Here is a 24,183-nt window from a genome sequence, read left to right as displayed (position 1 = left end):
GTTTTGGGGTTGGATATCCCAGATCTGTGGGGTCGCCAGCAGATATCACGGAACGTGACAGGTCGTCCAGACCTGCACTCATTCTCATGCGCGGAGGATTGTCGATGGGTCAGGCCACCGGTTCGCCGGATCACAGAACGACCACCGTGAGAACGCCCGCCACCCGCGGACGCCGGGCCGTCAGGGTCGCCGTGGCGACGGCCCTCACGGCGCTGCCGCTGGCCGCGGTGCTGACGGTCGGTTCGGCCGCTCCGCTGGCCCCGCCGCTGGGCGCCTGCTCGGGGCCGGACTGCCCCGCCACCTGGCCGCCGCCGAACAACGGCGACTTCCCCGGCCGCGATGCCAGCATCAACGTCTTCACCGGTGGCAACTACACCGTGAACGGCCGCGCCGCCGAGGCCGAGGGCAAGATCGTCGCCCTGGGGAACCTGACCGTCGACAAGAACGGCGGCGGCATCTACAACATGGGCGTCGTCGGCGTCGGCTCGCGCGTGGTGCCGCCGAACGGCAGCGACTTCGTGACCACCGGCGGCAACGTCGACGTCGTGGCCGGCAACAGCATCCTGATCGGCGGCAGCGACTCGACCGGCCCGGCCTTCGGCAACCTGCGCCACGCGGGCACCGTCACCGGCACCGTGAACATCGACCCGACCGGGGAGTCGATCCAGGACCCGAACGCCGCCGCGCCCTACCAGACGGTGCTGACCCAGATCGAGGAGATCTCCGACTGCGTCGGCCGGGCCACCGCGACCGGCACCGTCGCCGTCACCGCCAGCGAGGCCACCTTCACCGGCGACGGGACCAGCGCGAAGCAGGTCTTCAACGTCACCCAGAACCTCGCCTCGCCGACCGGCGGGCAGATCGGCCTGGTCTTCAACAACATCCCGGCCGGCGCCACCGTCGTGGTGAACATGCTCGGGGACAGCCCGGTCATCAACACCTACACCGGCACCGGCCTGGCCGGGGACCAGACCACCGAGATGCGCTCGAAGCTGATGTACAACTTCCCGACCGCGACCTCGGCGCAGATCCTCGGCAGCGCCCAGTTCCAGGGCTCGGTCATGGCCGGCAACCCGGGCGGCACCACGACGATCGCCCAGCCGGGCATGAACGGCCGGGTGTACCTCGCGGGCAACCTGATCCACACCGGCACCGGCGGGTACGAGATCCACAGCTATCCGTTCGACGGTGACCTGCCGGACTGCGCCGTGACGCCCAGCCCGTCGCCGACCTCGCCGACGCCGTCCCCGACGCCGACGTCGCCGAGCCCGACCTCGACCTCGCCGGCGCCGACATCTCCCGCTCCGACCTCTCCCACGCCGACCTCGCCGGCTCCGACGTCTCCCGCCCCGACGTCCCCGGCGCCGACCTCTCCCGCGCCGACCTCGCCGTCGGCCGGCGCGACGACATCGAGCGCCGGTCCGGCCCCGACCAGCCACCACCCGACCAAGGAGCCGACCAGCCACCACCCCGGCGGTGAGCTGCCCTCCACCGGCGCGGGCAACACACCGGTGATCTTCGGCCTGGCGGGCGTGGGCCTGCTCGGTCTCGGCGGTCTGGCCGTGCTGGCCGCCCGTCGCCGCGGTCGCCACAGCTGACGGTCCGTACGGGCCGGAAGGCCGCGGACGCGATGAGCTGACCAGCCGAACAGCGGCGCAGGCCGCCCGAGTCGATCCGACCGGGCGGCCTGCGCCGTTTCCGTCACCGGCCTCCGCGCCCGGGCGCCCGGTCTTCGGCCGGGTAGCGGGCGAGGCCGGAGGCGAGCAGGCCGAAGGCCCGGTCCACCGCCGCCTCGGCCCGGGCCCGTACGGCCTCGGTGGGCTCCCCGGCCACCACGGCCCGGCGGACCTCGCCGAGCACGGCCCGGTGGGCCCCCGCGACGGCGCCGGCCACGATCCGGGGGAGCGGGTCCTCCGGGGCGGCCCCCGACTCCTCGGCCAGGGCGGCCGCCAGCGAGGCCTCGGCCCGCTCGCCGAGCTCCAGCAGCCGCGCCCGCAGTGCGGCGCTGCCCTCGACGATCCGCCAGAACGCCGTCATCCCCGGGTTCAGCCCGACCGTCGGCTCCCCGCTCGCGAAGGCCGCCAGCAGGTCGGCCCGGACGGCGTCCACGGCGGAACCGCCCGCGGGGCGGTGCCGGACCACCTCGGCCAGGTGGGCGACCACCTCCTCCTGCCGGTCGAAGAACAGGTCCTCCTTGGTCGGGAAGTAGTTGAAGACCGTGTTCGGCGAGACCCCGGCGGCCCTGGCGACCTCGACCACCGTGACCCGGTCGAACCCGCGCTCGGCGAACAGGCCCATGGCGGTGTCGGAGAGCAGCTCCCGGGTCTGCTGCTTCTTGAGTTCGCGAAGTCCCATGGCCGGATCCTACCCATGGAGCATGGTGTGACTCCAAATTTGCGGTGACACCAAAAATATCGGCTACCGTGACGGCATGACCTTCACCTTCGGCATCTACCCCGGCGGACCGGTCGGTGACGACACCGGCGTCATCGCTCCGGTCCGCCCCGACGACCCCGCCAGGATCACCGCCGCCCTGCGCGAACTCCAGGGCGGCGCCACCGAGTTCCTGGTCCGTGCCTACCGCTCGTACCCGGGCGGCGAGCACGCCCCCGAGCGGCCCGGGCAGTACGCGGCCGAGGGGCGCAGGCTCGACCTGGTGCTCCAGTACCGGGAGCGCGGCGGGAAGACGGCGGGCTGGCTGGACTTCGTCCGGCGGACGGTCAGGGCCGAGGGGCACCGGCTCGCCCTGCTCCAGATCTGCGAGGAGCCCAACCTCGACCTCCCGCCCGTGGACGGCAGCATCCCGAACGTCCGCCGGGCGCTGGTCGAGGGCGTGGTCGCGGCCAAGGAGGAGGCCCTGGCCCACGGGTTCGACGACCTGGCCGTCGGCTTCAACGCGGTGCCCTCCTTCGACCCCGCGGACACCTTCTGGGCCGAACTCGGCCGGCTGGCCGACGAGCGCTTCCACCGTGCCCTGGACTACGTCGGCCTGGACTTCTTCCCGGACGTCTTCCGTCCCGTCCCGCCCGGGCAACTCGCCGACGCGGTAAGGGCGGTGGTCACCGGATTCCGCCGCGACCCGCTGCCCCTGGCCGGGATCGGGCCCGGCGTTCCGCTGCGGATCTGCGAGAACGGCTGGCCCACCGGCCCCGGGCGGAGCGAGGCGCGGCAGGCCGAGGTGGTGGCGGAGGTGGTCCGGACGGTCGCCGGGCTCGCCGCCGAGCTCAACGTCACCGGCTACGCCTTCTTCGCCCTGCGGGACGCGGACAGCGCGGGCGCGGGGCTGTTCCCCCACTTCGGCCTGCTACGCGACGACTACACGCCCAAGCCGGCCTTCGAGGTCTACCGCCGGCTGGTCGAGGAGCTGACGAACTGACCTGCCGCACGGGCTGGTTCGATTCGAAGAACCGTTCCACCGTGCGGCCCTGGGCGGCGACGGCGTGCACCGGCTCGCCGATCACCCGGCCGGCCAGGGCGACGGCCGGCCCGCCGACGTCCCGGCGGAGCAGGGCGGTCGCGGCGGTCAGGGTGCGGGGTGCGTGCCCGTGGCCGGCTATGTCACCTCGCCCCGGCGGGAGAAGCGCTCCGCCCGCCACTCGCCGCTCTCCAGCACCTCGGCCAGCTGCCGGGCCGCGTCCCAGACCTCGGTGTACGACAGGTAGAGCGGGGTGAAGCCGAAGCGCATCAGGTCCGGCGCGCGGAAGTCGCCGATCACCCCGCGTTCGATCAGCGCCTGCACCACCGGGTAGCCGTCGGCGTGCCGCAGCGCGACCTGGCTGCCGCGCCGGGCGTGCTCGCGCGGGGTCACCACCTCGACCCCGTCCAGGCCCTCGGTCAGCGAGACGAACAGGTCGGTCAGCGCCAGGCTCTTGGCCCGTACCGCCGCCAGGTCGGCCCGCTCCCAGACGTCCAGCGAGGCGCCGAGGGCGGCCTGGCCGAGCAGCGAGGGCGAGCTGGTCAGGAACCGGCCGATGCCCGGCTTCGGGTCGTACCCGGGCTCGAAGGCGAACGGCCGGGCGTGGCCGAACCAGCCGCTCAGCGGCTGGAGCGGGCCGGCCGCCAGGTGCCGCTCGGCGACGTACAGGAAGGCCGGCGAGCCGGGGCCGCCGTTCAGGTACTTGTAGGTGCAGCCGATCGCGAAGTCCGCTCCGGCGGCGCCGAGTCCGACCGGCAGGGCGCCCACCGAGTGGCACACGTCCCAGATCATCAGCGCGCCCGCGGCCTGTACCCGGGCGGTGATCCCCGGCATGTCCAGCAGTTCGCCGGTGCGGTAGTCCACGTGCGAGAGGACGACCGCGGCGACGTCCCCGTCCAGGTGCCGGTCCAGCTCCTCGGGGCGGATCAGCACGCTGCGCGCGCCCTCGGCCAGGCCGGTCACGCCCTCGGCGATGTACAGGTCGGTCGGGAAGGCCTCGGCGTCGCCGAGCACCGTGCCGCGGCCGGGGCGCAGCCGCAGCGCGGCCGACAGCACCTTGAACAGGTTGACCGAGGTGGTGTCGCAGACGACCACCTCCGCCGGCGTGGCCCCGACCAGTGGCGCGATCCGCCGCCCCAGCCGGTACGGCTGCTCGAACCAGCCGGCGTCGTTCCAGCTGCGGATCAGCTCCCGGCCCCACTCCTCCTCGACCACCCGGCGCACCCGCTCGGGCGTGCGCGCCGGCAGCGCGCCCAGGGAGTTGCCGTCCAGGTAGATCACCCCGTCCGGCAGGGTGAACTCCTCGCGGAACTCCGCCAGCGGGTCCACGGCGTCCAGCGCCGCGCACTCCTCGCGCGTGGTCATGCCCGTCCCTCCCTCGTCCTCGGTGTGCACCGCTCGTCCCGTCCCGCTCGTCCCGCTCGTCCTGGCCGTGCCGCTCATCCCGGTCGTGCCCGCCGGGGCCCGGCCCGTCACAGGCCGTCCCGGATCGTCCACAGCTCGGGGAACACGTCCTGCTCGGCCGACCTGCGCAGCCAGGCCAGCCCGCTGGAGCCGCCCGAGCCCGGCTTGGCGCCCATGGTCCGCTTGACCGTCGAGAGGTGGCGCTGGCGCCACCTGGTGACCCGCTCGGCCACGTCCAGCAGCGCCTCGCCGAGCGGCTGGAGCCCGGCGAACTCCGGCTCGGTGTAGACCCGCCGCCAGGCCGCCTCGATCTCCGCGGACGGCTGGTAGCGCTCCTCCGAGGGGGTCCGCCGCGGGGCCACGCCGCGCCGCGCCAGCAGCGCCAGCGCCTCGTCGTACAGGCCGGGGGAGCGCAGCGCCTCGGTCAGCTCGGCCTGCGTCCGCGGCATGCCGTCGTACATCTTCAGCAGCGCGGCGTTCCGGTTGCCGAGCAGGAACTCCAGGTGCAGGAAGGCGGAGGACTGGAAGCCGGAGGCCTCGCCGAACAGCGAGCGGAAGGAGTTGAACTCGCGCGGCGTCATGGTGGCCAGCAGGTCCCAGGACTCCACCAGCACGTCCTGGGTGTGGGTGCTCCGGCGCAGCGCGGCCAGCGCGGCGGTCAGGTCGTCCTCGCGCAGCGCCCGCAGGGCGAGCGTCCACTCGTGCCGCAGCAGGTCGAACAGCAGCTCCATCACCTGGGTGGTGACGATGAACGACAGCTCGGACGGCTCCTCGCTGAGCGGGTGCTGCAGGCCGTGCAGCTCCTCCAGGCGGGCGTACTGGGCGTACGGGGTGCCCCGGCCCGGTGCTCCGTCCCGACCGAACGACAGGTTGGGCGTCTGCGCCGTGTCGTGCCCCATCCCGATCCCTCCTGATCCCTCCGGGCCGCGTCGCCCGGTCTCCGGTGAACCAGACGGACCGCCGGGTTCCACCGGTGCCCATTGTGCGGCGGCGGTGCCTCCCGCTTGAATGGTCGACGGGTATCGCAACCGCCTTCCGAGCTGTCGTTCGCAAGGCGTTCCGCCGATTCGCCTTGTGAATGGAAATCCGTTGGTTCCGACCACCCGGGAGGCCGTCCTGGACGCCGTCGACCGTCGCCTGCTGGCCGAGCTCCAGGCCGACGCCCGGCTCTCGTACAACGAACTCTCCCGCCGGGTGAGCCTGTCCGCACCCGCGGTGGCCGAACGGGTCCGCCGGCTGGAGTCCGAGGGGGTGATCAGCGGCTACCACGCCCACGTGGACCTCACCAGGGCAGGGCTGCCGATCACCGCGCTGGTCCAGATCCAGTGCTACGGCCCGCGCTGCGTGCTGCGCGACCCCGACGTGCCGACCTGGCCGGAGGTGGTCCAGCTGCACCGGGTCACCGGCGGGGCGTGCTGCGTGCTGCTGGTCGCGGTGTCGACGATGGCCGAGTTCGAGGCGGTGTGCGACCGGCTCGGCGGCTACGGCCAGCCGTCCAGCTCGATGATCCTGTCCAGCCCGGTGCCCTGGCGCCCGGTGGTGCCGCCGCGCTGACCGCCGGTGCCGCGCCGACCGCTGCCGCGTCGTCGCCGACTGTCCTTGACGCGGACGTCAGGGAGTAGGTTCCGGGCATGCCGAACGATCGCCACATCCTGCTGCTGCCCGGAAGCCTGCGGGCCGGCTCCACCAACGAGACCGTGCTGCGCACTGCGGCCGCCGTGGCCGCGGCCACCCCGGGCCTGCGGACCACGTACTACGCCGGACTGGCCGGGCTGCCGCACTTCGACCCGGACCAGGACACCGATCCGCTGCCGGAGCCGGTGGCCGCGCTGCGGGCCGCGATCGAGGCGGCCGACGCGCTGCTGGTCTGCACCCCGGAGTACGCCGGGACGCTGCCGGGCGCGTTCAAGAACCTGCTGGACTGGACGGTCGGCGGGACCGAGATCTCGGACAAGCCCGCCGGCTGGATCAACTCCGCCGGCCCCGGCCGCGGCCTGGGCGCCGAGGCCACGCTGCGCACCGTGCTCGGCTACACCGGCGCGGCCGTGCTGGACGAGGCCTGCGTCCGGCTGCCGCTGGAGCGCGGGGCGGTCGGCGGGGACGGGCTGGTCGCCGACCCGCGGGTGCGCGAGCGGATCGGCGAGGTGCTGGCCCGTCTGGCTGCCGGCTGAGCGGCCGAGGGGCTGAACCGTCGGAATCCGGTCGCCGGGGAGCGGCTCAGTGCCCCTCCGGCAGGTGCACCCCGAGCCCGGCCAGGCCCTCCAGGAACAGCTCGACGCCGACCGCCGCCAGCAGCAGCCCGAGCAGCCGGGACAGCACCTCCAGCGAGGTGCGGTGGGTGCGCCGCATCAGCGGGGCGAGCACGGCCACGCAGAGGTAGTTGATCACCGCGACGGCGACGTACGCCCCGGCGACGGCGGCCTTCCAGCCCCAGTTGTCCTGGTTGAGCGAGGCGACCAGGACGGCCGTGATGGCGAGCGGGCTGGCGATGTACGGCAGCAGCAGTTCGCGGATGCCGTCCACCAGCGGGTTCGCCAGGTGCTCGTCGTCGTCGCCGTCCGAGCCGAGGTGGACGCCGAAGACCAGGGCGACGGCGTAGACGAAGAAGATCGCCCCGCCCGCGAGCTGGAGCGACTGGTCGCTGATGTGGAACAGGGTGGTCAGCTCGTCCGCCCCGAAGCCGAGCACCAGGCCGATCACCGCGGAGATGACCGTGCTCAGCGCCGCCAGCCGGCGCAGCTCCAGGTTGCTCCTGGTCCCGGCCAGCCGGGCGAAGGACAGCAGGGTCTTCGGCGGGCCGACCACGGCGAAGAAGGTGATGAAGGCGCTGGCCAGGTTGAAGACGAACATGGGCCAAGCATGACCGCGGGGCCCCACGCGGCCGGTCCGCCACGCCCCGCGGCCGGGCGTGGCGTGAATCTCCTCGCCCGGCGGTTCATTCCTGGTCGCGGGCGAATTCGCCCGGATGGCGGCCCCGGCTCGAAGGGGCGGGCGCCCTCGGTTCCCATGGAGGCAGGACTGCCTCCCGGCAGGACCGCTCCGCCGCGGAAACGAGGATTGCGACATGTGCCTGAACCGTAAGGACCTGGGCCTGCTGGCCCTGCGCAGCGCGGTCGGCGGGGTGCTGATCGCGCACGGCACCCAGAAGCTGTTCGGCTGGTTCGGGGGCGGCGGCCTGGAGGGCGCCACCCAGGCCATGGAGCACATGGGCTTCCACCCGGCCCGGCAGAGCGCGCTCGCGGCCGGCCTCGGCGAGGCGGGCGGCGGCGCGCTGCTGGTGGCCGGGCTGGCCACGCCGGCGGCCGGCGCGGTGGTGGCGGGGACGATGGCGGGTGCGGTGTCGGTGCACGCCCCGGCCGGCTTCTTCGCCGTGTCCGGCGGCTACGAGTACCCGGCCTTCCTCGGCGCGACCGGGCTGGCGATCGGTCTGGCCGGCGCGGGCCGGTACTCGCTGGACCACCTGACCGGCCACGTCCTCGACCGCCCGTGGGTCGGGCTGGCGGCCTTCGTGGCGAGCGCCGCCGGGGCGTACGGCGTGGTCGCGCGGCGCCGGCACGTGGTGCGGCTGCGCGAGGAGCGGGCCGCGGTGGAGACGGACACCCAGGAGGGCTCGGGGCTCTCGTAGGGCTGCCCCAGGGCCCGTTCTCGCACGGCCTGCCGTCCTGCGCCCCGGCGGCCGCTTCACCCGGAGGCAGCAGCCCTGCTGGCGGCGGTCCACCGCCCCTCGGAGGGTGGGCGGGGAGGCGTGCCGGGAGGCCCGGCGCCGACCGGAAACGAGGGACCGCATGGACCGCCAGCCGCTCACCCGCGCCAGCTCCCCGACCCCGCCGAGGGCCACCGCGCAGGACCTGGACGCACCGCCGGTGCGCAGCCGACGACGGGTGGCGGCGGGGGTGGTGGCGCTGGCGGTGCTCGGCGCCGCGGTGCTGGCCGGCTGCTCGTCCGGCAAGAGCGCGAGCACCGTGGCCTCCGAGGCGGCGGCCGCGGTGGAGAAGGGCGCGAGCGCCGCCGCCTCCGCCGCCTCGGCGCTGGCCACGGCGGCCGGCGGGGCGGGCGCGGCGATCGCCTCGGCGGAGGCGAAGGCCTCGGCGGCGGTGTCGGCGGCCTCCTCGGCCGTCGCCGGGATCAAGGGCGGGCTGGACGCCAAGGGGGACGTCACGGCCGGGGCGGCGACCACCGGTTCGGACGGCAAGGCGGAGGTGCCGCTGACCGTCACCAACCACGGCCAGCAGTCGTACCGGTACGTGATCCAGCTGAACTTCACCGACGAGTCCGGCAAGGTGCTGGACGCGACCGCGGTGACCGTCCAGGACGTGGCCGCCGGGCAGAGCGCCCAGGCCACCGCGCACGGCAACCGGGAGCTCACCGGCACGGTGAAGGCCGAGGTGGCCAACGCCGTCCGCTACTGACTCAAGCCGAAACCGCCCAGCTCAGCAGGGGGTTGGAACCTTAAGCGGGGCTCAAGGCCCAACAGGACCCCTTGACGGGGCAGTTGGTCTAGTCCATTTTTATTGCCCAGGTGCAGGGAGCCCCTGAACCGGCGTCAGCAGCCTTGTGCTGCTGACGCCGGTTTGGCACATCCCGGTAGTCCGTCATGGTCTGAAACCGCTCGATTCCCCACCCATGCCTGTCATGTCCCGGTCGTCCGGCCCCACCCCGGACGCGTGCCCCCGGGGCGACGGGACCCCCCACAACCAGGAGTCACGCACCCATGCTGCGCTCACGCATTGAAAGGGCCGGGACCCCGGCTCCGCAGGAGGGCCGGCGCCGCCGTCCCAAGAGCCTGGCCGCCATCGCGGCCGGCACCACCGCCTCCCTGCTGCTCGGCGCCGGCCTGGCGCTGTCCGGCGGCGCCGCGGCCAACGCCGCGACCACCAACTCCACCGGTGCGGCCGCGAGCAGCGGTGGCATCAAGGTCGCCTACTTCGACCAGTGGTCGATCTACGCGAACGCGTACTACCCCAAGACGATCCAGGACACCGGCGTCGCCAAGAACCTGGACTACCTGATCTACGACTTCGCCAACATCCACCCGACCGACCTCGGGTGTTTCCAGGCGACCAAGGCCGCCGACACGAACGACAACAACCCCAACGCGGGTGACGGCGCGGCCGACGCGTTCGCCGACTACCAGAAGAGCTTCGGCGCGGACATCTCGGTCGACGGCGTCGGCGACGTCTGGAACCAGCCGATCGCGGGCAACTTCAACCAGCTGAAGAAGCTGAAGGCGAAGAACCCGAACCTCAAGGTCCTGCTCTCCATCGGTGGTTGGACCTACTCCAAGTACTTCTCGCCGGCCTCCGCCACGGACGCCTCGCGCAAGCACCTGGTGTCGTCCTGCCTCGACATGTTCATCAAGGGCAACCTCCCGCAGGAGGGTGGCTTCGGCGGACCGGGCACGGGTGCCGGCGTCTTCGACGGCATCGACATCGACTGGGAGTACCCGGGCGGCGGCGGCCACACCGGCAACATCTCCAGCCCGGCCGACAAGCAGAACTTCACGGCCCTGCTGAAGGAGTTCCGCACCCAGCTGGACGCCCAGGGCAAGACGGACGGCAAGACCTACGCCCTGGCGGCGGCGGTCGGCGCCGGCCAGGACAAGATCATGAACGTCGAGACCGACAAGATCGGTCAGTACCTGACCTTCCTCGACGTCATGACCTACGACATGCACGGTGGCTGGGACCCGCAGGGTCCGACCAACCACCAGGCCGCGCTCTACTCCGGCCCGAACGACCCGTCGGGTCCGGCCAAGCCGGGCAACGGCAAGTACTCCATCGACAACGCCATCAAGGCGTGGACCGTCGGTGACAAGGAGTACGGGATCCCCGGGGGCTTCCCCGCCAACAAGATCAACATGGGTGTGCCGTTCTACTACCGCGGCTGGACCGGGGTGAAGGACAACGGCAAGCACGGGCTCTTCCAGCCCGCCACCGCCCCCGCGGGCGGCGCCGCGAACTCGGGCAACGTCCCCGGCATCCAGATGTACAAGGAGCTCGCGGGCTTCGTCGACAACCCGGCCAAGACCTTCTGGGACGACGAGGCGAAGGCCACGTACTTCTACGACGGCAACACCTTCTGGAGCGGTGAGGACGCCAAGTCGATCCAGGCCAAGCTCGACTACGCGCACTGCAACGGCCTCGGCGGCGCCTTCGTCTTCTCGCTGTACGACCTGGGCACCAAGACCGCGCTGTGGGACAAGGTCGTGAGCGCCACCAACGGCTCCGCCACCGGCTGCCCGGCCCCGCCGACCGGCACGCCGACCCCGACCCCGACCGACACCCCCACCGGGACGCCGACCGGCACCCCGACCGGCACCCCCACGGGCACGCCGACCGGCACCCCGACCGGCACCCCGACCGGGCCGGCCTGCCAGGCCGCGCCGAGCTGGGACACCAACACCACCTACGCGACCTCGACCAAGGTCTCCTGGAAGGGCCACTACTACACCAACAAGTGGTGGACCAAGGGCGACGACCCGAGCCAGAGCGGCCAGTGGGGCGTCTGGACCGACAACGGTCCCTGCTGACGGTCGACGGACCGCCGAGGGCCTGACGGACCCTCGCAGCACCTGACGTGACGAGTCCGGCCTGCCGGGAGGTTCATCCTCCCGGCAGGCCGGACTCATGCGTTCTCCCCGGCTGTGCGCCCCGGATGTTCTCCGGGCTCCCGGGTCGCTCCCAGGGCGGCTCCCCGTGTCGCTTCCGGGGCCGCCTCCCGCGGGCTACGCCGGGTCCGAGGCGCGTCCGGGCGCGTCCGGGCGGCTCTCCTCGATCCGCCGCAGCATCCGCTCCAGCATCGAGGAGAGCACGGTCCTGTCCTCGGCCGGGACGTCCTGGAGCAGCTCCTCCTCGAACACCGCCGCCATCCGCATCGACTCCAGCCACTTGTCGCGGCCGGTCTCGGTCAGCTCGATGATCACCCGCACCCGGTTGCTCTCGTCCCGCTCCCGGGTGACCAGGCCGTCGGCCAGCATCCGGTCGATCCGGTGCGTCATCGCCGCCGGGGTGAGCCCGAGCCGCTTGGCCAGCTCGCCGGGGCCGAGCCGGTACGGGCTGCCGGAGACCACCAGCGCCTTGAGCACCTCCCACTCGGCGGAGGTGATTCCGAGCACAGTCAGCTGCCGGTCGTACGCCACGCCCATCCGCCGGGAGACCCGGTTGAGGGTCTGCACGATCGTCTCCACCTGGGGGTCGACGGTGGGGAACTCCCGCTGGTAGAGGGCCACCTGCTCGGCGATGCCGAACTCCAGGGGGGTGGCCGGGGCGGGCTTGCCGGTGGCCGGCCGCGGCTTGTCCGTAGTCATGCGGACCAGTGTCGCACGAGCGTGCACTCCTTAAGCCTTTGACTCCACACTCTTCCGGTGCTAAGACTTTATCTCGTCAAACTTTAGCTCTGAACTCTTCTGGATCTAAGAGTATCCAGTCGAAGCCAGGAAGGGATGTGCACGGTGACCGGCACGGTGAAGCAGCAGAGGCAGCAGCGGCGTGGAGCGGGCGGCCCGCTGCGCCGCGTCCAGATCGGCAACGCGCTCAGCGCGTTCGGCAGCGGCTTCACGATGCCGTACATGTTCGTGTACGTGGACCAGGTGCGCGGGCTGGGCTCGCTGGCGGCCGGGATGGTGTTCACCGTCTTCGCGCTGGCGGCCCTCGCCGTGCTCCCGTTCATCGGCCGCGGCATCGACAGGTACGGCCCCCGCCCGGTGCTGCTGGCCGGGACGGCGCTCGCCGCCACCGGCGCGTTCGCCTTCGGCCACGCCACCGGCACCCCGGCCCTGCTGGTCTCCTCCTTCCTGTTCGGCGCGGGTGTCACCACCTGCCAGCCGGCGCTCGCCACGATGATCGTCCGCTGCTCCACCGCGGCCACCCGCTCGCACGCCTTCGCGCTCCAGTTCACCCTGGTCAACCTGGGCATGGGCATCGGTGCGCTGGTCGGCGGGCAGATCGTGAACGTGTCGGACCCGGCCAGCCTCACCCGGCTGTTCACCATCGAGGCGGCCACCTTCCTCGGCCTCGCCCTGGTCACCGGCACCGCCCGGATGCCCAAGCTCCAGCTGAGCGTCGTCCAGGAGAAGACCGAGGGCCCGACCGGCCTGCGCGCCCTGGTCGCCGACAAGGCGATGCTGCGGCTCTGCCTGCTCGCCGGGCTGATCTTCTTCACCTGCTACGGCCAGTTCGAGTCCGGTGTCGCGGCCTTCGCCACCGACACCGTCGGCACCGCGCCCTCCACCCTGGGCTTCGCGATCGGCGCCAACGCGCTGACCATCGTGGTGCTCCAGATGTTCATGGTGCGGATCACCGCGCGGCGCCGCCGCACCACCGCGATGGCCGCGGCCGGCGTGGTCTGGCTCGGCGCCTGGGCGATGGCCCTGGTGGCCGGTCTGATCAGGACCGAGACCATGGCCGCCACGGTCGCCATCGTCTCGATCTACGCCCTCTTCGGGGTCGGCGAGTCGCTGCTCGCGCCCACCATGGGCCCGATCGTCGCGGACCTCGCCCCGGCCCGGATGCTCGGCACCTACAACGCCGGGTACGCCCTGGTGAAGCAGATCGCGATCGCGGTCGGTCCGGCCGTCGGCGTGCTGCTGGTCGGCTCCGGCACCTGGCCGCTCTACCTGGCGGCCATGGCGGGCTCCACGGTGCTGATCGTCGTCATGGCGATGCGGCTGCGTCCGTACCTCACGCCGGAGCAGGACAACGCGGCCCCGGCCGTGGTCCACACGGTCCCGGTCCGGGAGCTCCAGACCGCCGCCTAGCGGAACGGCCCCGAGGGGCGTCCACGACGGGCGCCGACCAGGTCACCTGGTCGGCGCCCGTCGCGCTTGGCTTCGCGAGCACCGCCACATAGTGTCAGTGGCTGTTGACCGCCGACCCGGCCCCGGCCGGCGCGGCAGGCCCCCGGGGCGAGCCAAGCGCCGGGCAGAGCCAGGACACAGGCAGAGCAGACAGGCGAATCGGCGAGGCTATGACGCAAGCGGCGCTCACGCACCCACCGGCGGCCCCGGCCCCCGCCGCCCCGGCACCGGCCCCGCGCGGGGGCCTGGTCCGCTGGGCGGCCGACCGCTCCGGCTGGCTCGGACCGATCGGCGTCGCGCTCTTCGCCGGCCTGCTGCGGTTCTGGAACCTCGGCTATCCCCGTGCCTTCGTCTTCGACGAGACGTACTACCCCAAGGACTCCTGGTCGCTGCTCCGGCAGGGCTACGAGGGCACCTGGCCCGACCATGCCAACGCCGACATCCTGAGCCACCCGCAGTCGATCCCGCTGAGCTCCGCGCCCGAGTTCGTCGCGCACCCGCCGCTCGGCAAGTGGGTGATGGCGATCGGCGAGCAGCTGTTCGGACTGACCCCCTTCGGCTGGCGGTTCATGACCGCCCTGCTCGGCACCGTCACCGTGCTGATGCTGGCCCGGATCGGCCGCCGGCTCCTCGGCTCCACCCTGCTCGGCTGCACCGCCGCACTGCTGATGTCGGTGGACGGCCTCCAGCTGGTGATGAGCCGGGTCGGCCTGCTCGACGGCATCCAGATGTTCTTCGTGCTCGCCTCCTTCGGCAGCCTGCTGATCGACCGCGACCACGTCCGCGCCCGGCTGGCCGCGGTTGTCGACGGCGACACGGTCCGGCTCGGGTGGCGCCCCTGGCGGATCGCCGCCGGGGTGTTCGTCGGCGCGGCCTGCGCGGTCAAGTGGAACGGCGCGATGATCCTCGCCGCCTTCGGCATCCTGACCGTCCTGTGGGACCAGTCCGGCCGCCGCGGGGCAGGGGCCCGCCGCCCCTGGCGCTCCATGCTGCGCCGGGACGCCGTCCCCGCCTTCCTCGCCATGGTCGGGTCCGCCTTCGTGGTGTACGTCGGCTCCTGGAGCGGCTGGCTGGCCACCGGCGGCACCGGCGCCGACGGCGGGGGCGGCTACGACCGGCACTGGGCCGACGGGCGCGCCGGCCTCTCCCCGGACAGCGTCCTCGGCGTCCCGCTGCCGCAGGTCCCCATGAGCTGGGTGCCCGCGCCGCTGCGCAGCCTGTGGCACTACCACGCGCAGATGTACGACTTCAACACCGGCCTGAGCACCCCGCACACCTACCAGTCCAACCCGTTCTCCTGGCTGGTCGACGGCCGCCCGGTCTCGATGTACTGGGAGCAGATCCCGGACGGGCAGCGCGGCTGCACCTCCTCGGGCGGCTGCGCGGCCCAGATCCTCGGCCTCGGCACGCCGTTCCTGTGGTGGACGGCCTGCTTCGCGCTGGTCTACCTGCTGTGGCGCTGGTTCTTCCGGCGGGACTGGCGCTCGGGCGCGGTGCTGTGCGCGGTGGCCGGGATCTACCTGCCCTGGTTCCAGTACCAGGAGCGGACGATCTTCTCCTTCTACATGGTCGTGCTGGTGCCGTTCCTGTGCCTGGCCGTCGCCCAGATGCTCGGGGCGATGCTCGGCCCGGCCGGATGCAGCCCGGAGCGCCGCCGGATCGGGGCGATCGGGGCCGGGGCGATCGTGCTCGCCATCGTCGGCTGCTTCGCCTTCTTCTACCCGCTCTACACGGCGGAGGTGATCCCGATGTCGTCCTGGCAGGACCGGATGTGGTTCACCAGCTGGATCTGACGGGCCTGGCCGATGGGCTGGATACGTGACGTGACGGGCCGGAACTGATGGGCCCGGTGGGCCTGGCGGCGGCCGGGGGCCAGCTGCTGCCGGTCACCCCGGTGCTCGGGGTGGTCACCGCGGTGCTGTTGCTGGCCGCCGTCGCGGTGGCCGGATGGTGCCTGCTCGGCCACGGGCACGCGGTGCTGCGGGCCGGGCTGCGCGCGGTGGTGCAGCTGGCCGCGGTCGCCGCGGTGATCACCTGGGTGGTCGGTTCGCTCTGGTGGTCGGCGTTGTTCGTGGTGCTGATGTTCACCGTCGCGGTGCACACCGCGGGGCGTCGGATGACCCCGGGGCCGGACTGGGTCCGGGCGGCCGCCCCGATCGGTGCCGGGGTACTGCCGGTGCTCGCCCTGCTGCTGGGCGTCGGGCTGCTGCCGCCCCGGGGCCTGTCCGTCATCCCGGTCGCGGGCATCCTGATCGGCGGCGCGCTCAGCGCGACCTCGCTGGCCGGCCGGCGGGCGCTGGACGAGCTGCGGCTGCGGCACGGCGAGGTGGAGGCCGCGCTGGCGCTCGGCTTCGAGGAACGCGATGCCCGGCTGGAGATCTGCCGGACGGCGGCGGCGACCTCACTGGTCCCGGCGCTGGACCAGACCCGGACGGTCGGCCTGGTCACCCTGCCCGGGGCGTTCGTCGGGATGCTGCTGGGCGGGGCCTCGCCGGTCCAGGCGGGGGCGGTGCAGCTGTTCGTCCTGATCGGGTTGCTGGCGGTGGAGTCGGTGGCCATCGTGGTGGTGCTGGAATTGGTCGCTCGCGGGCTGATCGCGGTCGAGCCGGGCGGGGGCGGCCGGTAGGCGGAGCAGCCTCCGGGGACCGGCTGGGTTCCCGGGGCGGGGCGGTCTCCCCTGGCCGGCAGGGTTTCCGGAGAGGCGGTTGACGCCGTCCGGTACGCTTGGGCCCGTTGAAGGGGAGTAGCCCTCCACCGGACCGTCGACATACTGGCCCCCAGGGGCCCGGCGCCCGGGGCACCGTCCGAAGGGCGGCGCCGGCGAGACCTTCGGCCGCAGTGCTGTGACCATGACCAGTGCTGTCGGGCCGGAGCGTCCCCTGACGGAGCCGCGGTGGCCGGGCAGCCCGACCGAGGAAACTTCTGATGAGTCTCACCGTTGCCGCGTTGACCTTCGGCATCATCTTCCTGGCCGAACTGCCGGACAAGACCGCGCTGGCCAGCCTGGTGCTCGGCACCAAGTACCGCGCGAGTTACGTCTTCGCGGGCATCGCCGCCGCCTTCGCCCTCCAGGTGGGCCTAGCGCTCGTCGCCGGGCACCTGCTCACGTTGCTGCCGCACCGCTGGGTGGAGGGCGTCACCGGCGCGCTGTTCCTGGTCGGCGCGGCGATGCTGCTGTTCCACGGAGGTGGCGACGAGGACGAGCACGCGGCCAAGGAGCCGTCCTCGAACAGCTTCTGGAAGGTGTCAGGGGCGAGCTTCGTGGTGGTCGCGATCGCCGAGTTCGGCGACCTGACCCAGATCATGACCGCCAACCTGGCCGCCAAGTACGCCGACCCGCTGGCCGTCGGCATCGGCTCCTGGCTGGCGCTGTGCGCGGTCGGCGGGATCGCCATCGTGGGTGGGCAGAAGCTGCTCAAGCACGTGCCGATGAAGCTGATCATCCGGGTGGCGGCGACGATCATGGTGGTGCTGGCGGGCATCAGCATCTTCGGGGCGATCACCGGCTGACGCGGGCGGTCACCGGCTGACGGGGGCATCACCGGCTGACGGCCCGCGGTCAGCAGCTGTTGCGCTTGTCCAGGGCGGCACGGGTGTTGGGGCCGAAGACGCCCCGCTTGTCGCCCTTGATGTCCCAGATCCACTGGACGTAGCCGACGGTGTTCACGGTGGTGTCGTCGTACTGGCCGGTCACCGGCACCGTCGCCCAGCAGACGACCTTGGCGAGCTTCTGCTGGAGCGCGGTGACATCGGGGCCGCTCATCCCGTACTCCAACACCCGGGGGGCCGGGTCCACAGGAGAGGTCGGGGCGGCGGTGGGCGTCTGGGCCGGGGCCGGGGTGGGCGTCGGGGTGGGGGTCGGCGTGGGCACCTGGACCGGGGGCGGGGGCGCGGAGGGGGCCTCGGCGGTCGGCGGGGGTGTCGGCGTCGGGGCGGCCGTCCTCGTCGGGCTCGGCTTGCGGGTGGGTGTCGGCGTCGGGCTGGGTGCCTCGCTGGTCGGCGGCGGCGTGCTCGGGGTGGACGTCGCCAGGGCGGGCGGGTCCACCGGAGCGGGCGCCAGGGTGGTCGTCGGCAGTGGCTGCGCCTGCTTGGCCGACGGCTCGTCGGAGGGCGTCACCGCGTACGCGATGCCGATGGTGAGCGCCACCAGGGCGGCGCCGACTCCGGCGAGCAGCCCCTTGCGCCGGGCGAGCGGGTGCTCTTCGGCCTGCTCGGCCGCCCGTCTGGCGGCCCGGCCGCCGCCGGCCTCCGGCGCGGGCGCGTCCGGGCCCTGTCCGAACGGGAAGAGGCCGATCTCGTTCCCGTCCGGCGTCGGAGACGGCGTCCGCGGCTGCGTCCGTGTCTGCTGCTGTGCCTGTGGCCGCATCCGGGCCCGCGCGGCCGCCGGGTACCCGGGGGCCCCGCCCGGCCCGGCGGGCGGGACCGGCGGCAGCACGGTGGTGGCGTACGCGTCCGGGTGGTCGCCGGTGCCGGGCCCGAACGGGGCCTGGTCCGGGCCGACGGGCGGGAAGACGGTGGTGGCGTACGCGTCCGCGTCCGGGCCGAGCGGGGGAGAGGCCGGCGGACCGGGCAGCCCCGGGGGGACCGGCGGCAGCATCGTGGTCGCGAAGGGGTCCACCACCGGGGCGCCAGGGTGGGCCTCGTCGGCCACCTGTCCGGCGGTCTGCGGAACGTACGGGCGGACCAGCGGCGGGCCCTCGATGTGGGGCAGGACGGCGGTCTCGGTGAGGCTCGGGTCCGGGACGCAGCCGCACCCGGTGGAGCGTGCGGTGCCGCACGTCGGGCAGTGCTGGTCCGGCATCGGCCGGTCCTCCTCGGTTTCGCGTCGATTCCGCGGGCGGGTGTTTCGGTCGTTCGGCGTACGTTCCGAGCGGGCCGGGCGCACGATCGCGCCTGATTATGCAGGACTGTCCGGAGGGTGGACAGGGGCGTCCGTCCCTCGGCGGGGATGTTGTGCCGGTTGGTGCCGGTTGGCTCCTCCGAGAACGCCCGGGGCGCGGCGGTTGTCCCCGGCGCTTACGCTCGGCTCAACCCGATGGAACATATCGGGACGAACCGACCAGCGCGGTGAGCTGGGAGTGATCATCCGCACGGCCCGGCCGACGGGCCCGCGACCCCATGGAGACGCCATGACGGATCCGCGCGCCGCGTCCGGGAGTCCCGCGGGCGGCAGCGCCGCGGGCGGGAACGGCCCGCCGGCGGTCACCGTCCCCAACCTCTGGGTGCCGATAGGGGCCCTGCTGCTGGCGATGCTGCTCGCGGCCCTCGACCAGACCATCGTCTCCACCGCGCTGCCGACCATCGTCAGCGACCTCGGCGGCCTCGACCACCTCTCCTGGGTGGTCACCGCCTACCTGCTGGCCTCCACCGCCGCCACCCCGCTGTGGGGCAAGCTCGGCGACATGTACGGCCGGAAGCGCTTCTTCCAGGCCTCCATCGTGATCTTCCTGCTCGGCTCGGTGCTCTGCGGGATCGCCCAGAACATGGGCGAGCTGATCGCCTTCCGCGCCCTCCAGGGCCTGGGCGGCGGCGGGCTGATGGTGCTCTCCCAGGCGATCGTCGGCGACCTCGTCGCCCCCCGGGACCGCGGCCGTTACCAGGGCCTCTTCGGCGCCGTGTTCGGCGTCACCAGCGTGCTCGGACCGCTGCTCGGCGGGGTGTTCGTCGACCACCTCAGCTGGCGCTGGGTCTTCTACATCAACCTGCCGATCGGCATCGTCGCCCTGGTGGTGATCGCGGCGGTGCTGCACGGGACGGAGGTCCGGCGCGAGCACCGGATCGACTACCCGGGCACCGCCCTGATCGCCGCCGTCGCCACCTGCCTGGTGCTGATGACCTCGCTCGGCGGGACCACCTGGGCCTGGAGTTCCTGGCAGATCGTCGGCCTCGGCGTGCTCGGGCTGGTACTGCTGCTCGCCTTCGTCCTGGTCGAACGGACCGCGGTGGAGCCGGTGCTGCCGCTGCGGCTGTTCCGCTCGCGGACGTTCAGCCTGGTCGCGGTGATCTCCTTCGTGATCGGCTTCGCGATGTTCGGCGCGCTGACCTACCTGCCGACCTTCCTCCAGGTGGTCCAGCAGGTCTCGCCCACCATGTCCGGCATCCACATGCTGCCGATGGTGCTCGGGATGCTGCTCACCTCGATCGGCTCGGGACAGATCGTCGCCCGCACCGGCCGCTACCGGGCCTTCCCGATCGCCGGGACGGCCGTGACCACCGTCGGGCTGCTGCTGCTCTCCCGGCTGGACGAGCACAGCAGCACCGCCGAGATGAGCCTCTACTTCCTGGTCTTCGGCCTCGGCCTCGGCCTGGTGATGCAGGTGCTGGTGCTGATCGTGCAGAACTCGGTCGGCTACGAGGACCTCGGCGTGGCCACCGCGGGCGCCACCTTCTTCCGCTCCATCGGGGCGTCCTTCGGCGTCTCCGTCTTCGGGACGATCTTCGCGAGCGGACTGCGCAGCCGGCTCGCCGACGCCCTGGCGGGAGTGCCGCTGCCGCCCGGGTTCCGGCCGGAGGTCATCACCTCCGACCCGCGGGTCATTCCCCAGCTGCCGGCCGCCGTCCAGCCAGGTGTCTACCACGCGTACGCCGAGTCGATCACCCGGGTGTTCCTGTACGCGGTGCCGATCGCGGTGGTCGCCTTCGTGCTGTCGCTGTTCCTGCGCGAACAGAAGCTGCGCTCCACCGTCACCGCGCCGGACCTGAGCGAGTCCATCGGGGTCAACCCGGTGGAGCGTAGCTCGCTGGACGAGATCGCCCGCGCGCTCGCCGTGCTGAACAGCCGTGAGGCCCGGCGCGACCTCTTCCGGCGGATCACCGAGGCCGCCGGGCTGGACCTGCTGCCCGCCTCCAGCTGGCTGCTCCTCCAGATGCACCAGCACGGCTCGGTCGAACCGGCCGAACTGGCCGAGCGGCGGGTCGTACCGGTCTCCGTCATCGAGGAGGCAGTCCGGGAGGTGGAGGGCCGGGGGCTGGCGGCGCGGGCCGGCCGGCTGCCGCTGCGGCTCACCGAAGCGGGCGAGGAGGCGGCCCTGCGGCTGGTCGCCGCCCGGCGCACCCAGCTCGCCGAACTGCTGGGGGACTGGGACGAGCAGCGGTACGCCGAGCTCGCCGGGCTGCTGAACCGGCTCAGCTCCTCGCTCTGCGCGGACCGGCGCGACCGGCCGGACCCGGCGGGGCCGGAGGCGCCGTACCGTGGGGAGGGGCGGTCGTTCTGACGGCCCCCTCGCCGTGTCGGGGAAGGATGGTGCGGCCATGCCGCTCGAAATCGAGCGCAAGTTCCTGCTGGGTGCCTTCGAGCCGCCGGAGACGGCGGTGCGGCAGCACATCGAGCAGGGCTACATCGCGATCAAGGACGACGGGACGGAGGTGCGGCTGCGGCGGATCGGCGGCAGCCGCGTCCTCGGCGTCAAGCGGAAGGCCTCCTCGGCCGGCGCACCGGTCCGGATCGAGGTGGAACGCGAGCTGGAGGAGCGGGAGTTCACCGAACTCTGGCCGGCCACCGAGGGCGCCCGCCTGGTCAAGGACCGCTACACCTTCGACGTGTCCGGCGTCACCGTCTACGCGGACGTCTACCAGGGCGAGTTGGCCGGGCTGCGCACCGTCGAGGTCGAGTTCGGCTCGGAGGCGGAGGCGGCGGTGTTCTCGGCGCCGGAGTGGTTCGGCGCCGAGGTCACCGGTGTGAAGGCGTACAAGAACCAGACCCTCGCGACCCGCGGACTGCCCGACTCCTGACGCCGGCGCGGGGCTTACGGCGTGCCGAACCAGCGCGGGGTGTCGAGGCGGAACGGGTCCCCGGGGGCGAGCCGGCGACGCCCGCACCCCCGAGGGCGCCTGCGGCCTCGCCCCGCGCGACGACCAGCGCGTCCTCCCGCCGTGGATCGCCTGAGCCACGGCTTGTGAGGTGTAGCAGACTGCTCCCCGTAAGCAGTCACCGGAGCAGAAGGAGTGTGCGCCCATGTCCGTCGTCAAGATCAACGTCCTGACGGTGCCGGCCGAACAGCGCGAGGTGCTGGAGCAGCGCTTCGCCTCCCGGGCCGGCGCGGTGGAGAACTCGGACGGCTTCGAGTGGTTCGAACTCCTCCGCCCCGTCGAGGGCACCGACCAGTACCTGGTCTACACCCGCTGGCGCAGCGAGGAGGACTTCAAGGCCTGGATGGAGGGCCCGATGAAGTCCGCCCACCAGAACGGCGCCTCCGGCGAGGCCCCCAAGCGCCCCGCCGCCTCCGGCTCGACCCTCTGGTCCTTCGAGGTCGTCCAGTCCGCGGGCCCCAAGGCCTGACGCCGCGCGGTTCGACGGTCCGCCGCCGGCCGCCCGTGGGGTGGCCGGCGGCGGATTCGTGCCTAGCGGGTCAGTGGGCTGGTGGGGGACGGGAGCCGGGGGTTCGGGAGGGAGCGGGCCACCAGGCGGCGGAGGTGCGGGGTGAGCGGCTTCTCGACGAAGCGGTAGAGCAGCCAGGCGCCGAGGAGCATCGCCGTGGTGACGGAGACCAGCGTCGTCCAGGCGCCGAGGCGCTCGTTCCAGCGCCAGATCAGTCGCACGCCGACCGACTGGTGGATGAGGTAGAGCGGGTAGGAGATCGCCCCGGCGACGGGGAGCCAGCGCCACTGGATCCTGTCCAGCTTGCCCAGCGCCACGAGGAACATCAGGCCGTACATGGCGGTGATGACGGTCAGGCAGGCCTTCCAGTCGATGCCGTGTCCCTCGGCGGCCATGACCGCGGGCAGGTGTTGCTGGACCAGCAACCAGGACAGGACCAGGATGCCGAGCGTCTCGCCCGTGATCCGGCCCTCCTTGCGGAGCAGGAAGAAGGCCACGCCCGCGATGAAGAACGGCGCCCAGTCGGGGAAGAGGAGCGTGTCGAGCAGTGGAATGCCGGCCTTCGGCACGAACACGCCGGCCAGTGCCCAGCACCAGCAGAAGGTGGAGACCCGGCGGACGTTGGTGCCCAGCAGGACGACGACGGAGAAGATGATGTAGAAGCGCAGCTCGATCCAGAGCGTCCAGGAGACGGTGTCCACGTGCCGTACCCCCAGCGGTTCGTGGAGCATCGTCAGGTTGGTCAGCATCTGGCTGAGCGTGATCCGTTGTTCGCCCGGGGGGTGGGGGCCGTAGCGGTTGGCGAGCGTGCCGATCACGACCGCGGCCCAGTAGAGCGGGAACAGCCTCAGGACCCGGCTCTGCCAGAACTTCTGCAGCGACTTGCCCCAGCTGGACATGCAGATGACGAAGCCGCTGATCATGAAGAAGAACACCACGCCGAGCCAGCCGAACCCGGCGAGGCGGTGGAGCCGGGGGAAGAGCTCCGTCGAGGTCCGCTGCCAGGGGACGGTCTCCGCCCCGGCCAGGTAGTGGAAGCCGAGCACCGACACGGCGGCGACGAGGCGCAGCCCGTCGAGCACCAGGATGCGCGGCGGGCGTGCGGCCTTCGGTGCGAGGCCCGGTGCGCCGGCGGCCGAGGCCGGGTGGTCCTGGCGAAGGGGGAGGACGGTCGTGCCGCCCGGTGGTGCGGGCGCCAGGGGGAGTCCCCCGACGGGTGTGAGCTCTTCGGTCATCGTGTTCTCTGGAATTTATGCGGCGCCCACGGCGCCGATGGTCTTTCGGTGAGGGTCGAACCTCGTGATCCTAGAGGAACGGGGCCGATCCTGGCATGGCCGCGACCGCGGCATCGCGCAGGCTCGGGAGGGGTTCGTGGTCGGTGCGCCAGAGGAGGCGGAGGTGGAGGGGCGGGGGGTCGAGGGGGAGGCGGGTGAGGGTGCCGGCGGTGAGGTGGTCGTGGACGGCGGAGGCGGGGAGGAGGGCGACGCCGAGGCCCTGTTCGGCGCAGGCGCGGGTGACGGGGACGGCGCCGGTGTGGAGGCGTCGGACGTGGTGGCCGAGGAGGTGTTCGCCGGCGAGGTGGTAGGAGCAGGCGGGGGAGTCGACGAGGAGGCGGTGGCCGCGGAGGTTCTCGCGGGTGAGGGTGGTGGCGCGGGCGAGGGGGTGGGTGGGGGCGGCGACCAGGGCGAGGGGGACGTGCTGGAGGTCGCGGTGGTCGAGCGGGGCGGGCGGCAGGGGAAAGCCGAGGGCACCGAGCGGCCCGGGGAGGTCGAGGATGAGGGCCGCCTCCAGGGCTCCGGCGGCGACGCCGGCGAGGAGGGCGTCCCTGGAGGGCTCGGTGTGGAGGGATATGTCCAGGCCGGGCCGTCGGTCGGTGAGGCGGGCCAGGGCCGCGGGGAGGTGGGTGGCGGCGATGGCCGCCAGGACGCCGAGGCGGAGGCGGGCCCGGGTGACGACGACTTCGCGGCGTGCCTGTTCGGCCTGGTCGAGCAGGCGCCGGGACCACGGCAGCAGCCGTTCCCCGGCCGAGGTGAGGGTCATGTCGCGCCTGGCCCGGTCGAACAGGTCGGTGCCGAGGCTGAGTTCGAGGGTGCGGACCTGTTCGGAGACGGAGGACGGGGCGAGCCCGAGCGCCACGGCCGCGCCGGTGACCGTGCGGTGGGTGACGACGGCCTCGAAGACGCGCAACTGACGTAGTTCCACTGGCTCCCCCGAACGCCTTCGTTCCCGGTGCTGCGGGACAGCGTACGGGGA

Annotated in this window: 22 protein-coding genes; 14 read left to right on the top strand and 8 right to left on the bottom strand. The window is 72.9% G+C overall.

Annotation, left to right across the window (positions count from 1 at the left end):
* The first annotated feature begins 146 nt into the window (after positions 1-146).
* Complete coding sequence (locus ACZ7C5_RS20425; protein WP_470323152.1) at positions 147-1,598, top strand: choice-of-anchor A family protein; 1,452 nt, start codon at positions 147-149, stop codon at positions 1,596-1,598.
* Between the two features lie 103 nt (positions 1,599-1,701).
* On the opposite strand, the gene ACZ7C5_RS20420 is transcribed toward ACZ7C5_RS20425, so the two are convergent.
* Positions 1,702-2,355, bottom strand: a complete 654-nt coding sequence (locus ACZ7C5_RS20420) for a TetR/AcrR family transcriptional regulator (RefSeq protein WP_401078445.1) — start codon at positions 2,353-2,355, stop codon at positions 1,702-1,704.
* 76 nt (positions 2,356-2,431) lie between these two features.
* On the opposite strand from ACZ7C5_RS20420, the gene ACZ7C5_RS20415 reads away from it, so the two are divergent.
* Complete coding sequence (locus ACZ7C5_RS20415; RefSeq protein ID WP_470323151.1) at positions 2,432-3,376, top strand: hypothetical protein; 945 nt, start codon at positions 2,432-2,434, stop codon at positions 3,374-3,376.
* Positions 3,377-3,553: 177 nt separating this feature from the next.
* Here the strand turns inward: ACZ7C5_RS20415 and kynU are convergent, their stop codons facing one another.
* Together kynU and ACZ7C5_RS20405 are read right to left on the bottom strand one after the other, a co-directional pair.
* Positions 3,554-4,780, bottom strand: a complete 1,227-nt coding sequence (kynU, locus tag ACZ7C5_RS20410) for a kynureninase (RefSeq protein WP_401078450.1) — start codon at positions 4,778-4,780, stop codon at positions 3,554-3,556.
* A gap of 107 nt (positions 4,781-4,887) precedes the next feature.
* Positions 4,888-5,718, bottom strand: coding sequence for a tryptophan 2,3-dioxygenase (locus ACZ7C5_RS20405; protein ID WP_401078452.1), 831 nt, complete (start codon positions 5,716-5,718; stop codon positions 4,888-4,890).
* Between the two features lie 190 nt (positions 5,719-5,908).
* Between ACZ7C5_RS20405 and ACZ7C5_RS20400 the strand changes: the two genes are divergently transcribed.
* Both ACZ7C5_RS20400 and ACZ7C5_RS20395 read left to right on the top strand, forming a co-directional pair.
* The gene (locus tag ACZ7C5_RS20400; protein WP_223244969.1) at positions 5,909-6,373 is read left to right on the top strand and encodes an Lrp/AsnC family transcriptional regulator; all 465 of its coding nucleotides are present in this window, start codon (positions 5,909-5,911) and stop codon (positions 6,371-6,373) included.
* Positions 6,374-6,450: 77 nt separating this feature from the next.
* Positions 6,451-6,990 (top strand): NADPH-dependent FMN reductase, encoded by a 540-nt coding sequence (locus ACZ7C5_RS20395; protein ID WP_470323150.1) that lies wholly within the window; start codon positions 6,451-6,453, stop codon positions 6,988-6,990.
* Positions 6,991-7,036: 46 nt separating this feature from the next.
* On the opposite strand, the gene ACZ7C5_RS20390 is transcribed toward ACZ7C5_RS20395, so the two are convergent.
* Entirely contained in the window at positions 7,037-7,669 is a 633-nt protein-coding gene (locus ACZ7C5_RS20390) for a MarC family protein (protein ID WP_188299409.1), read from the bottom strand.
* Positions 7,670-7,883: 214 nt separating this feature from the next.
* Between ACZ7C5_RS20390 and ACZ7C5_RS20385 the strand changes: the two genes are divergently transcribed.
* The 3 genes from ACZ7C5_RS20385 to ACZ7C5_RS20375 all read left to right on the top strand — a co-directional run bounded on the left by ACZ7C5_RS20385 (position 7,884) and on the right by ACZ7C5_RS20375 (position 11,348).
* Complete coding sequence (locus ACZ7C5_RS20385) at positions 7,884-8,444, top strand: DoxX family protein (RefSeq protein WP_401078458.1); 561 nt, start codon at positions 7,884-7,886, stop codon at positions 8,442-8,444.
* 160 nt (positions 8,445-8,604) lie between these two features.
* Positions 8,605-9,228: an FxLYD domain-containing protein gene (locus tag ACZ7C5_RS20380; protein ID WP_401078461.1), complete on the top strand. Its 624-nt coding sequence runs from the start codon at positions 8,605-8,607 to the stop codon at positions 9,226-9,228.
* A gap of 302 nt (positions 9,229-9,530) precedes the next feature.
* Positions 9,531-11,348, top strand: a complete 1,818-nt coding sequence (locus ACZ7C5_RS20375) for a glycosyl hydrolase family 18 protein (protein WP_188296343.1) — start codon at positions 9,531-9,533, stop codon at positions 11,346-11,348.
* 195 nt (positions 11,349-11,543) lie between these two features.
* On the opposite strand, the gene ACZ7C5_RS20370 is transcribed toward ACZ7C5_RS20375, so the two are convergent.
* On the bottom strand, positions 11,544-12,125 hold the full coding sequence (locus ACZ7C5_RS20370) for a MarR family winged helix-turn-helix transcriptional regulator (RefSeq protein ID WP_401078465.1): 582 nt from the start codon (positions 12,123-12,125) through the stop codon (positions 11,544-11,546).
* A gap of 144 nt (positions 12,126-12,269) precedes the next feature.
* On the opposite strand from ACZ7C5_RS20370, the gene ACZ7C5_RS20365 reads away from it, so the two are divergent.
* The 4 genes from ACZ7C5_RS20365 (at position 12,270) to ACZ7C5_RS20350 (ending at position 17,123) form a co-directional block, all read left to right on the top strand.
* The gene (locus ACZ7C5_RS20365; protein WP_401078467.1) at positions 12,270-13,574 is read left to right on the top strand and encodes an MFS transporter; all 1,305 of its coding nucleotides are present in this window, start codon (positions 12,270-12,272) and stop codon (positions 13,572-13,574) included.
* Positions 13,575-13,783: 209 nt separating this feature from the next.
* Positions 13,784-15,406 (top strand): dolichyl-phosphate-mannose--protein mannosyltransferase, encoded by a 1,623-nt coding sequence (locus ACZ7C5_RS20360; protein ID WP_470323149.1) that lies wholly within the window; start codon positions 13,784-13,786, stop codon positions 15,404-15,406.
* 47 nt (positions 15,407-15,453) lie between these two features.
* Positions 15,454-16,239, top strand: coding sequence for an ABC transporter permease (locus tag ACZ7C5_RS20355; RefSeq protein ID WP_401078472.1), 786 nt, complete (start codon positions 15,454-15,456; stop codon positions 16,237-16,239).
* A 296-nt stretch (positions 16,240-16,535) separates the two neighbouring features.
* Positions 16,536-17,123 carry a TMEM165/GDT1 family protein gene (locus ACZ7C5_RS20350; protein WP_188296349.1) on the top strand — a complete coding sequence of 196 codons (588 nt, stop codon included), beginning with the start codon at positions 16,536-16,538 and terminating at the stop codon, positions 17,121-17,123.
* A gap of 49 nt (positions 17,124-17,172) precedes the next feature.
* Here ACZ7C5_RS20350 and ACZ7C5_RS20345 read toward each other — a convergent pair whose 3' ends face one another.
* Positions 17,173-18,414, bottom strand: coding sequence for a peptidoglycan-binding domain-containing protein (locus tag ACZ7C5_RS20345; protein ID WP_470323148.1), 1,242 nt, complete (start codon positions 18,412-18,414; stop codon positions 17,173-17,175).
* 328 nt (positions 18,415-18,742) lie between these two features.
* On the opposite strand from ACZ7C5_RS20345, the gene ACZ7C5_RS20340 reads away from it, so the two are divergent.
* The 3 genes from ACZ7C5_RS20340 (at position 18,743) to ACZ7C5_RS20330 (ending at position 21,891) form a co-directional block, all read left to right on the top strand.
* The gene (locus ACZ7C5_RS20340; protein ID WP_401078477.1) at positions 18,743-20,827 is read left to right on the top strand and encodes an MFS transporter; all 2,085 of its coding nucleotides are present in this window, start codon (positions 18,743-18,745) and stop codon (positions 20,825-20,827) included.
* Between the two features lie 37 nt (positions 20,828-20,864).
* Positions 20,865-21,344 carry a CYTH domain-containing protein gene (locus tag ACZ7C5_RS20335; RefSeq protein ID WP_401078479.1) on the top strand — a complete coding sequence of 160 codons (480 nt, stop codon included), beginning with the start codon at positions 20,865-20,867 and terminating at the stop codon, positions 21,342-21,344.
* 223 nt (positions 21,345-21,567) lie between these two features.
* A complete protein-coding gene (locus tag ACZ7C5_RS20330) occupies positions 21,568-21,891 on the top strand; it encodes an antibiotic biosynthesis monooxygenase family protein (RefSeq protein WP_401078481.1) in 324 nt (107 codons plus the stop codon).
* A gap of 62 nt (positions 21,892-21,953) precedes the next feature.
* Here the strand turns inward: ACZ7C5_RS20330 and ACZ7C5_RS20325 are convergent, their stop codons facing one another.
* Together ACZ7C5_RS20325 and ACZ7C5_RS20320 are read right to left on the bottom strand one after the other, a co-directional pair.
* Entirely contained in the window at positions 21,954-23,165 is a 1,212-nt protein-coding gene (locus tag ACZ7C5_RS20325) for an acyltransferase family protein (RefSeq protein ID WP_470323147.1), read from the bottom strand.
* Positions 23,166-23,235: 70 nt separating this feature from the next.
* Entirely contained in the window at positions 23,236-24,132 is an 897-nt protein-coding gene (locus ACZ7C5_RS20320; protein ID WP_470323146.1) for a LysR family transcriptional regulator, read from the bottom strand.
* Between the last annotated feature and the right edge of the window lie 51 nt (positions 24,133-24,183).

It is taken from the genome of Kitasatospora sp. NPDC036993, assembly GCF_055607525.1.
This window is presented reverse-complemented; position numbering and strand designations above follow the sequence as displayed.

What these genes read in the sequence shown, in the direction of transcription:
- ACZ7C5_RS20420 (WP_401078445.1), bottom strand. Translation starts at nt 2,355, where the DNA reads ATGGGACTTCGCGAACTCAAGAAGCAGCAGACCCGGGAGCTGCTCTCC.
- ACZ7C5_RS20415 (WP_470323151.1), top strand. Translation starts at nt 2,432, where the DNA reads ATGACCTTCACCTTCGGCATCTACCCCGGCGGACCGGTCGGTGACGAC.
- kynU (WP_401078450.1), bottom strand. Translation starts at nt 4,780, where the DNA reads ATGACCACGCGCGAGGAGTGCGCGGCGCTGGACGCCGTGGACCCGCTG.
- ACZ7C5_RS20405 (WP_401078452.1), bottom strand. Translation starts at nt 5,718, where the DNA reads ATGGGGCACGACACGGCGCAGACGCCCAACCTGTCGTTCGGTCGGGAC.
- ACZ7C5_RS20395 (WP_470323150.1), top strand. Translation starts at nt 6,451, where the DNA reads ATGCCGAACGATCGCCACATCCTGCTGCTGCCCGGAAGCCTGCGGGCC.
- ACZ7C5_RS20390 (WP_188299409.1), bottom strand. Translation starts at nt 7,669, where the DNA reads ATGTTCGTCTTCAACCTGGCCAGCGCCTTCATCACCTTCTTCGCCGTG.
- ACZ7C5_RS20385 (WP_401078458.1), top strand. Translation starts at nt 7,884, where the DNA reads ATGTGCCTGAACCGTAAGGACCTGGGCCTGCTGGCCCTGCGCAGCGCG.
- ACZ7C5_RS20380 (WP_401078461.1), top strand. Translation starts at nt 8,605, where the DNA reads ATGGACCGCCAGCCGCTCACCCGCGCCAGCTCCCCGACCCCGCCGAGG.
- ACZ7C5_RS20375 (WP_188296343.1), top strand. Translation starts at nt 9,531, where the DNA reads ATGCTGCGCTCACGCATTGAAAGGGCCGGGACCCCGGCTCCGCAGGAG.
- ACZ7C5_RS20370 (WP_401078465.1), bottom strand. Translation starts at nt 12,125, where the DNA reads ATGACTACGGACAAGCCGCGGCCGGCCACCGGCAAGCCCGCCCCGGCC.
- ACZ7C5_RS20360 (WP_470323149.1), top strand. Translation starts at nt 13,784, where the DNA reads ATGACGCAAGCGGCGCTCACGCACCCACCGGCGGCCCCGGCCCCCGCC.
- ACZ7C5_RS20355 (WP_401078472.1), top strand. Translation starts at nt 15,454, where the DNA reads ATGGGCCCGGTGGGCCTGGCGGCGGCCGGGGGCCAGCTGCTGCCGGTC.
- ACZ7C5_RS20345 (WP_470323148.1), bottom strand. Translation starts at nt 18,414, where the DNA reads ATGCCGGACCAGCACTGCCCGACGTGCGGCACCGCACGCTCCACCGGG.
- ACZ7C5_RS20340 (WP_401078477.1), top strand. Translation starts at nt 18,743, where the DNA reads ATGACGGATCCGCGCGCCGCGTCCGGGAGTCCCGCGGGCGGCAGCGCC.
- ACZ7C5_RS20335 (WP_401078479.1), top strand. Translation starts at nt 20,865, where the DNA reads ATGCCGCTCGAAATCGAGCGCAAGTTCCTGCTGGGTGCCTTCGAGCCG.
- ACZ7C5_RS20330 (WP_401078481.1), top strand. Translation starts at nt 21,568, where the DNA reads ATGTCCGTCGTCAAGATCAACGTCCTGACGGTGCCGGCCGAACAGCGC.
- ACZ7C5_RS20325 (WP_470323147.1), bottom strand. Translation starts at nt 23,165, where the DNA reads ATGACCGAAGAGCTCACACCCGTCGGGGGACTCCCCCTGGCGCCCGCA.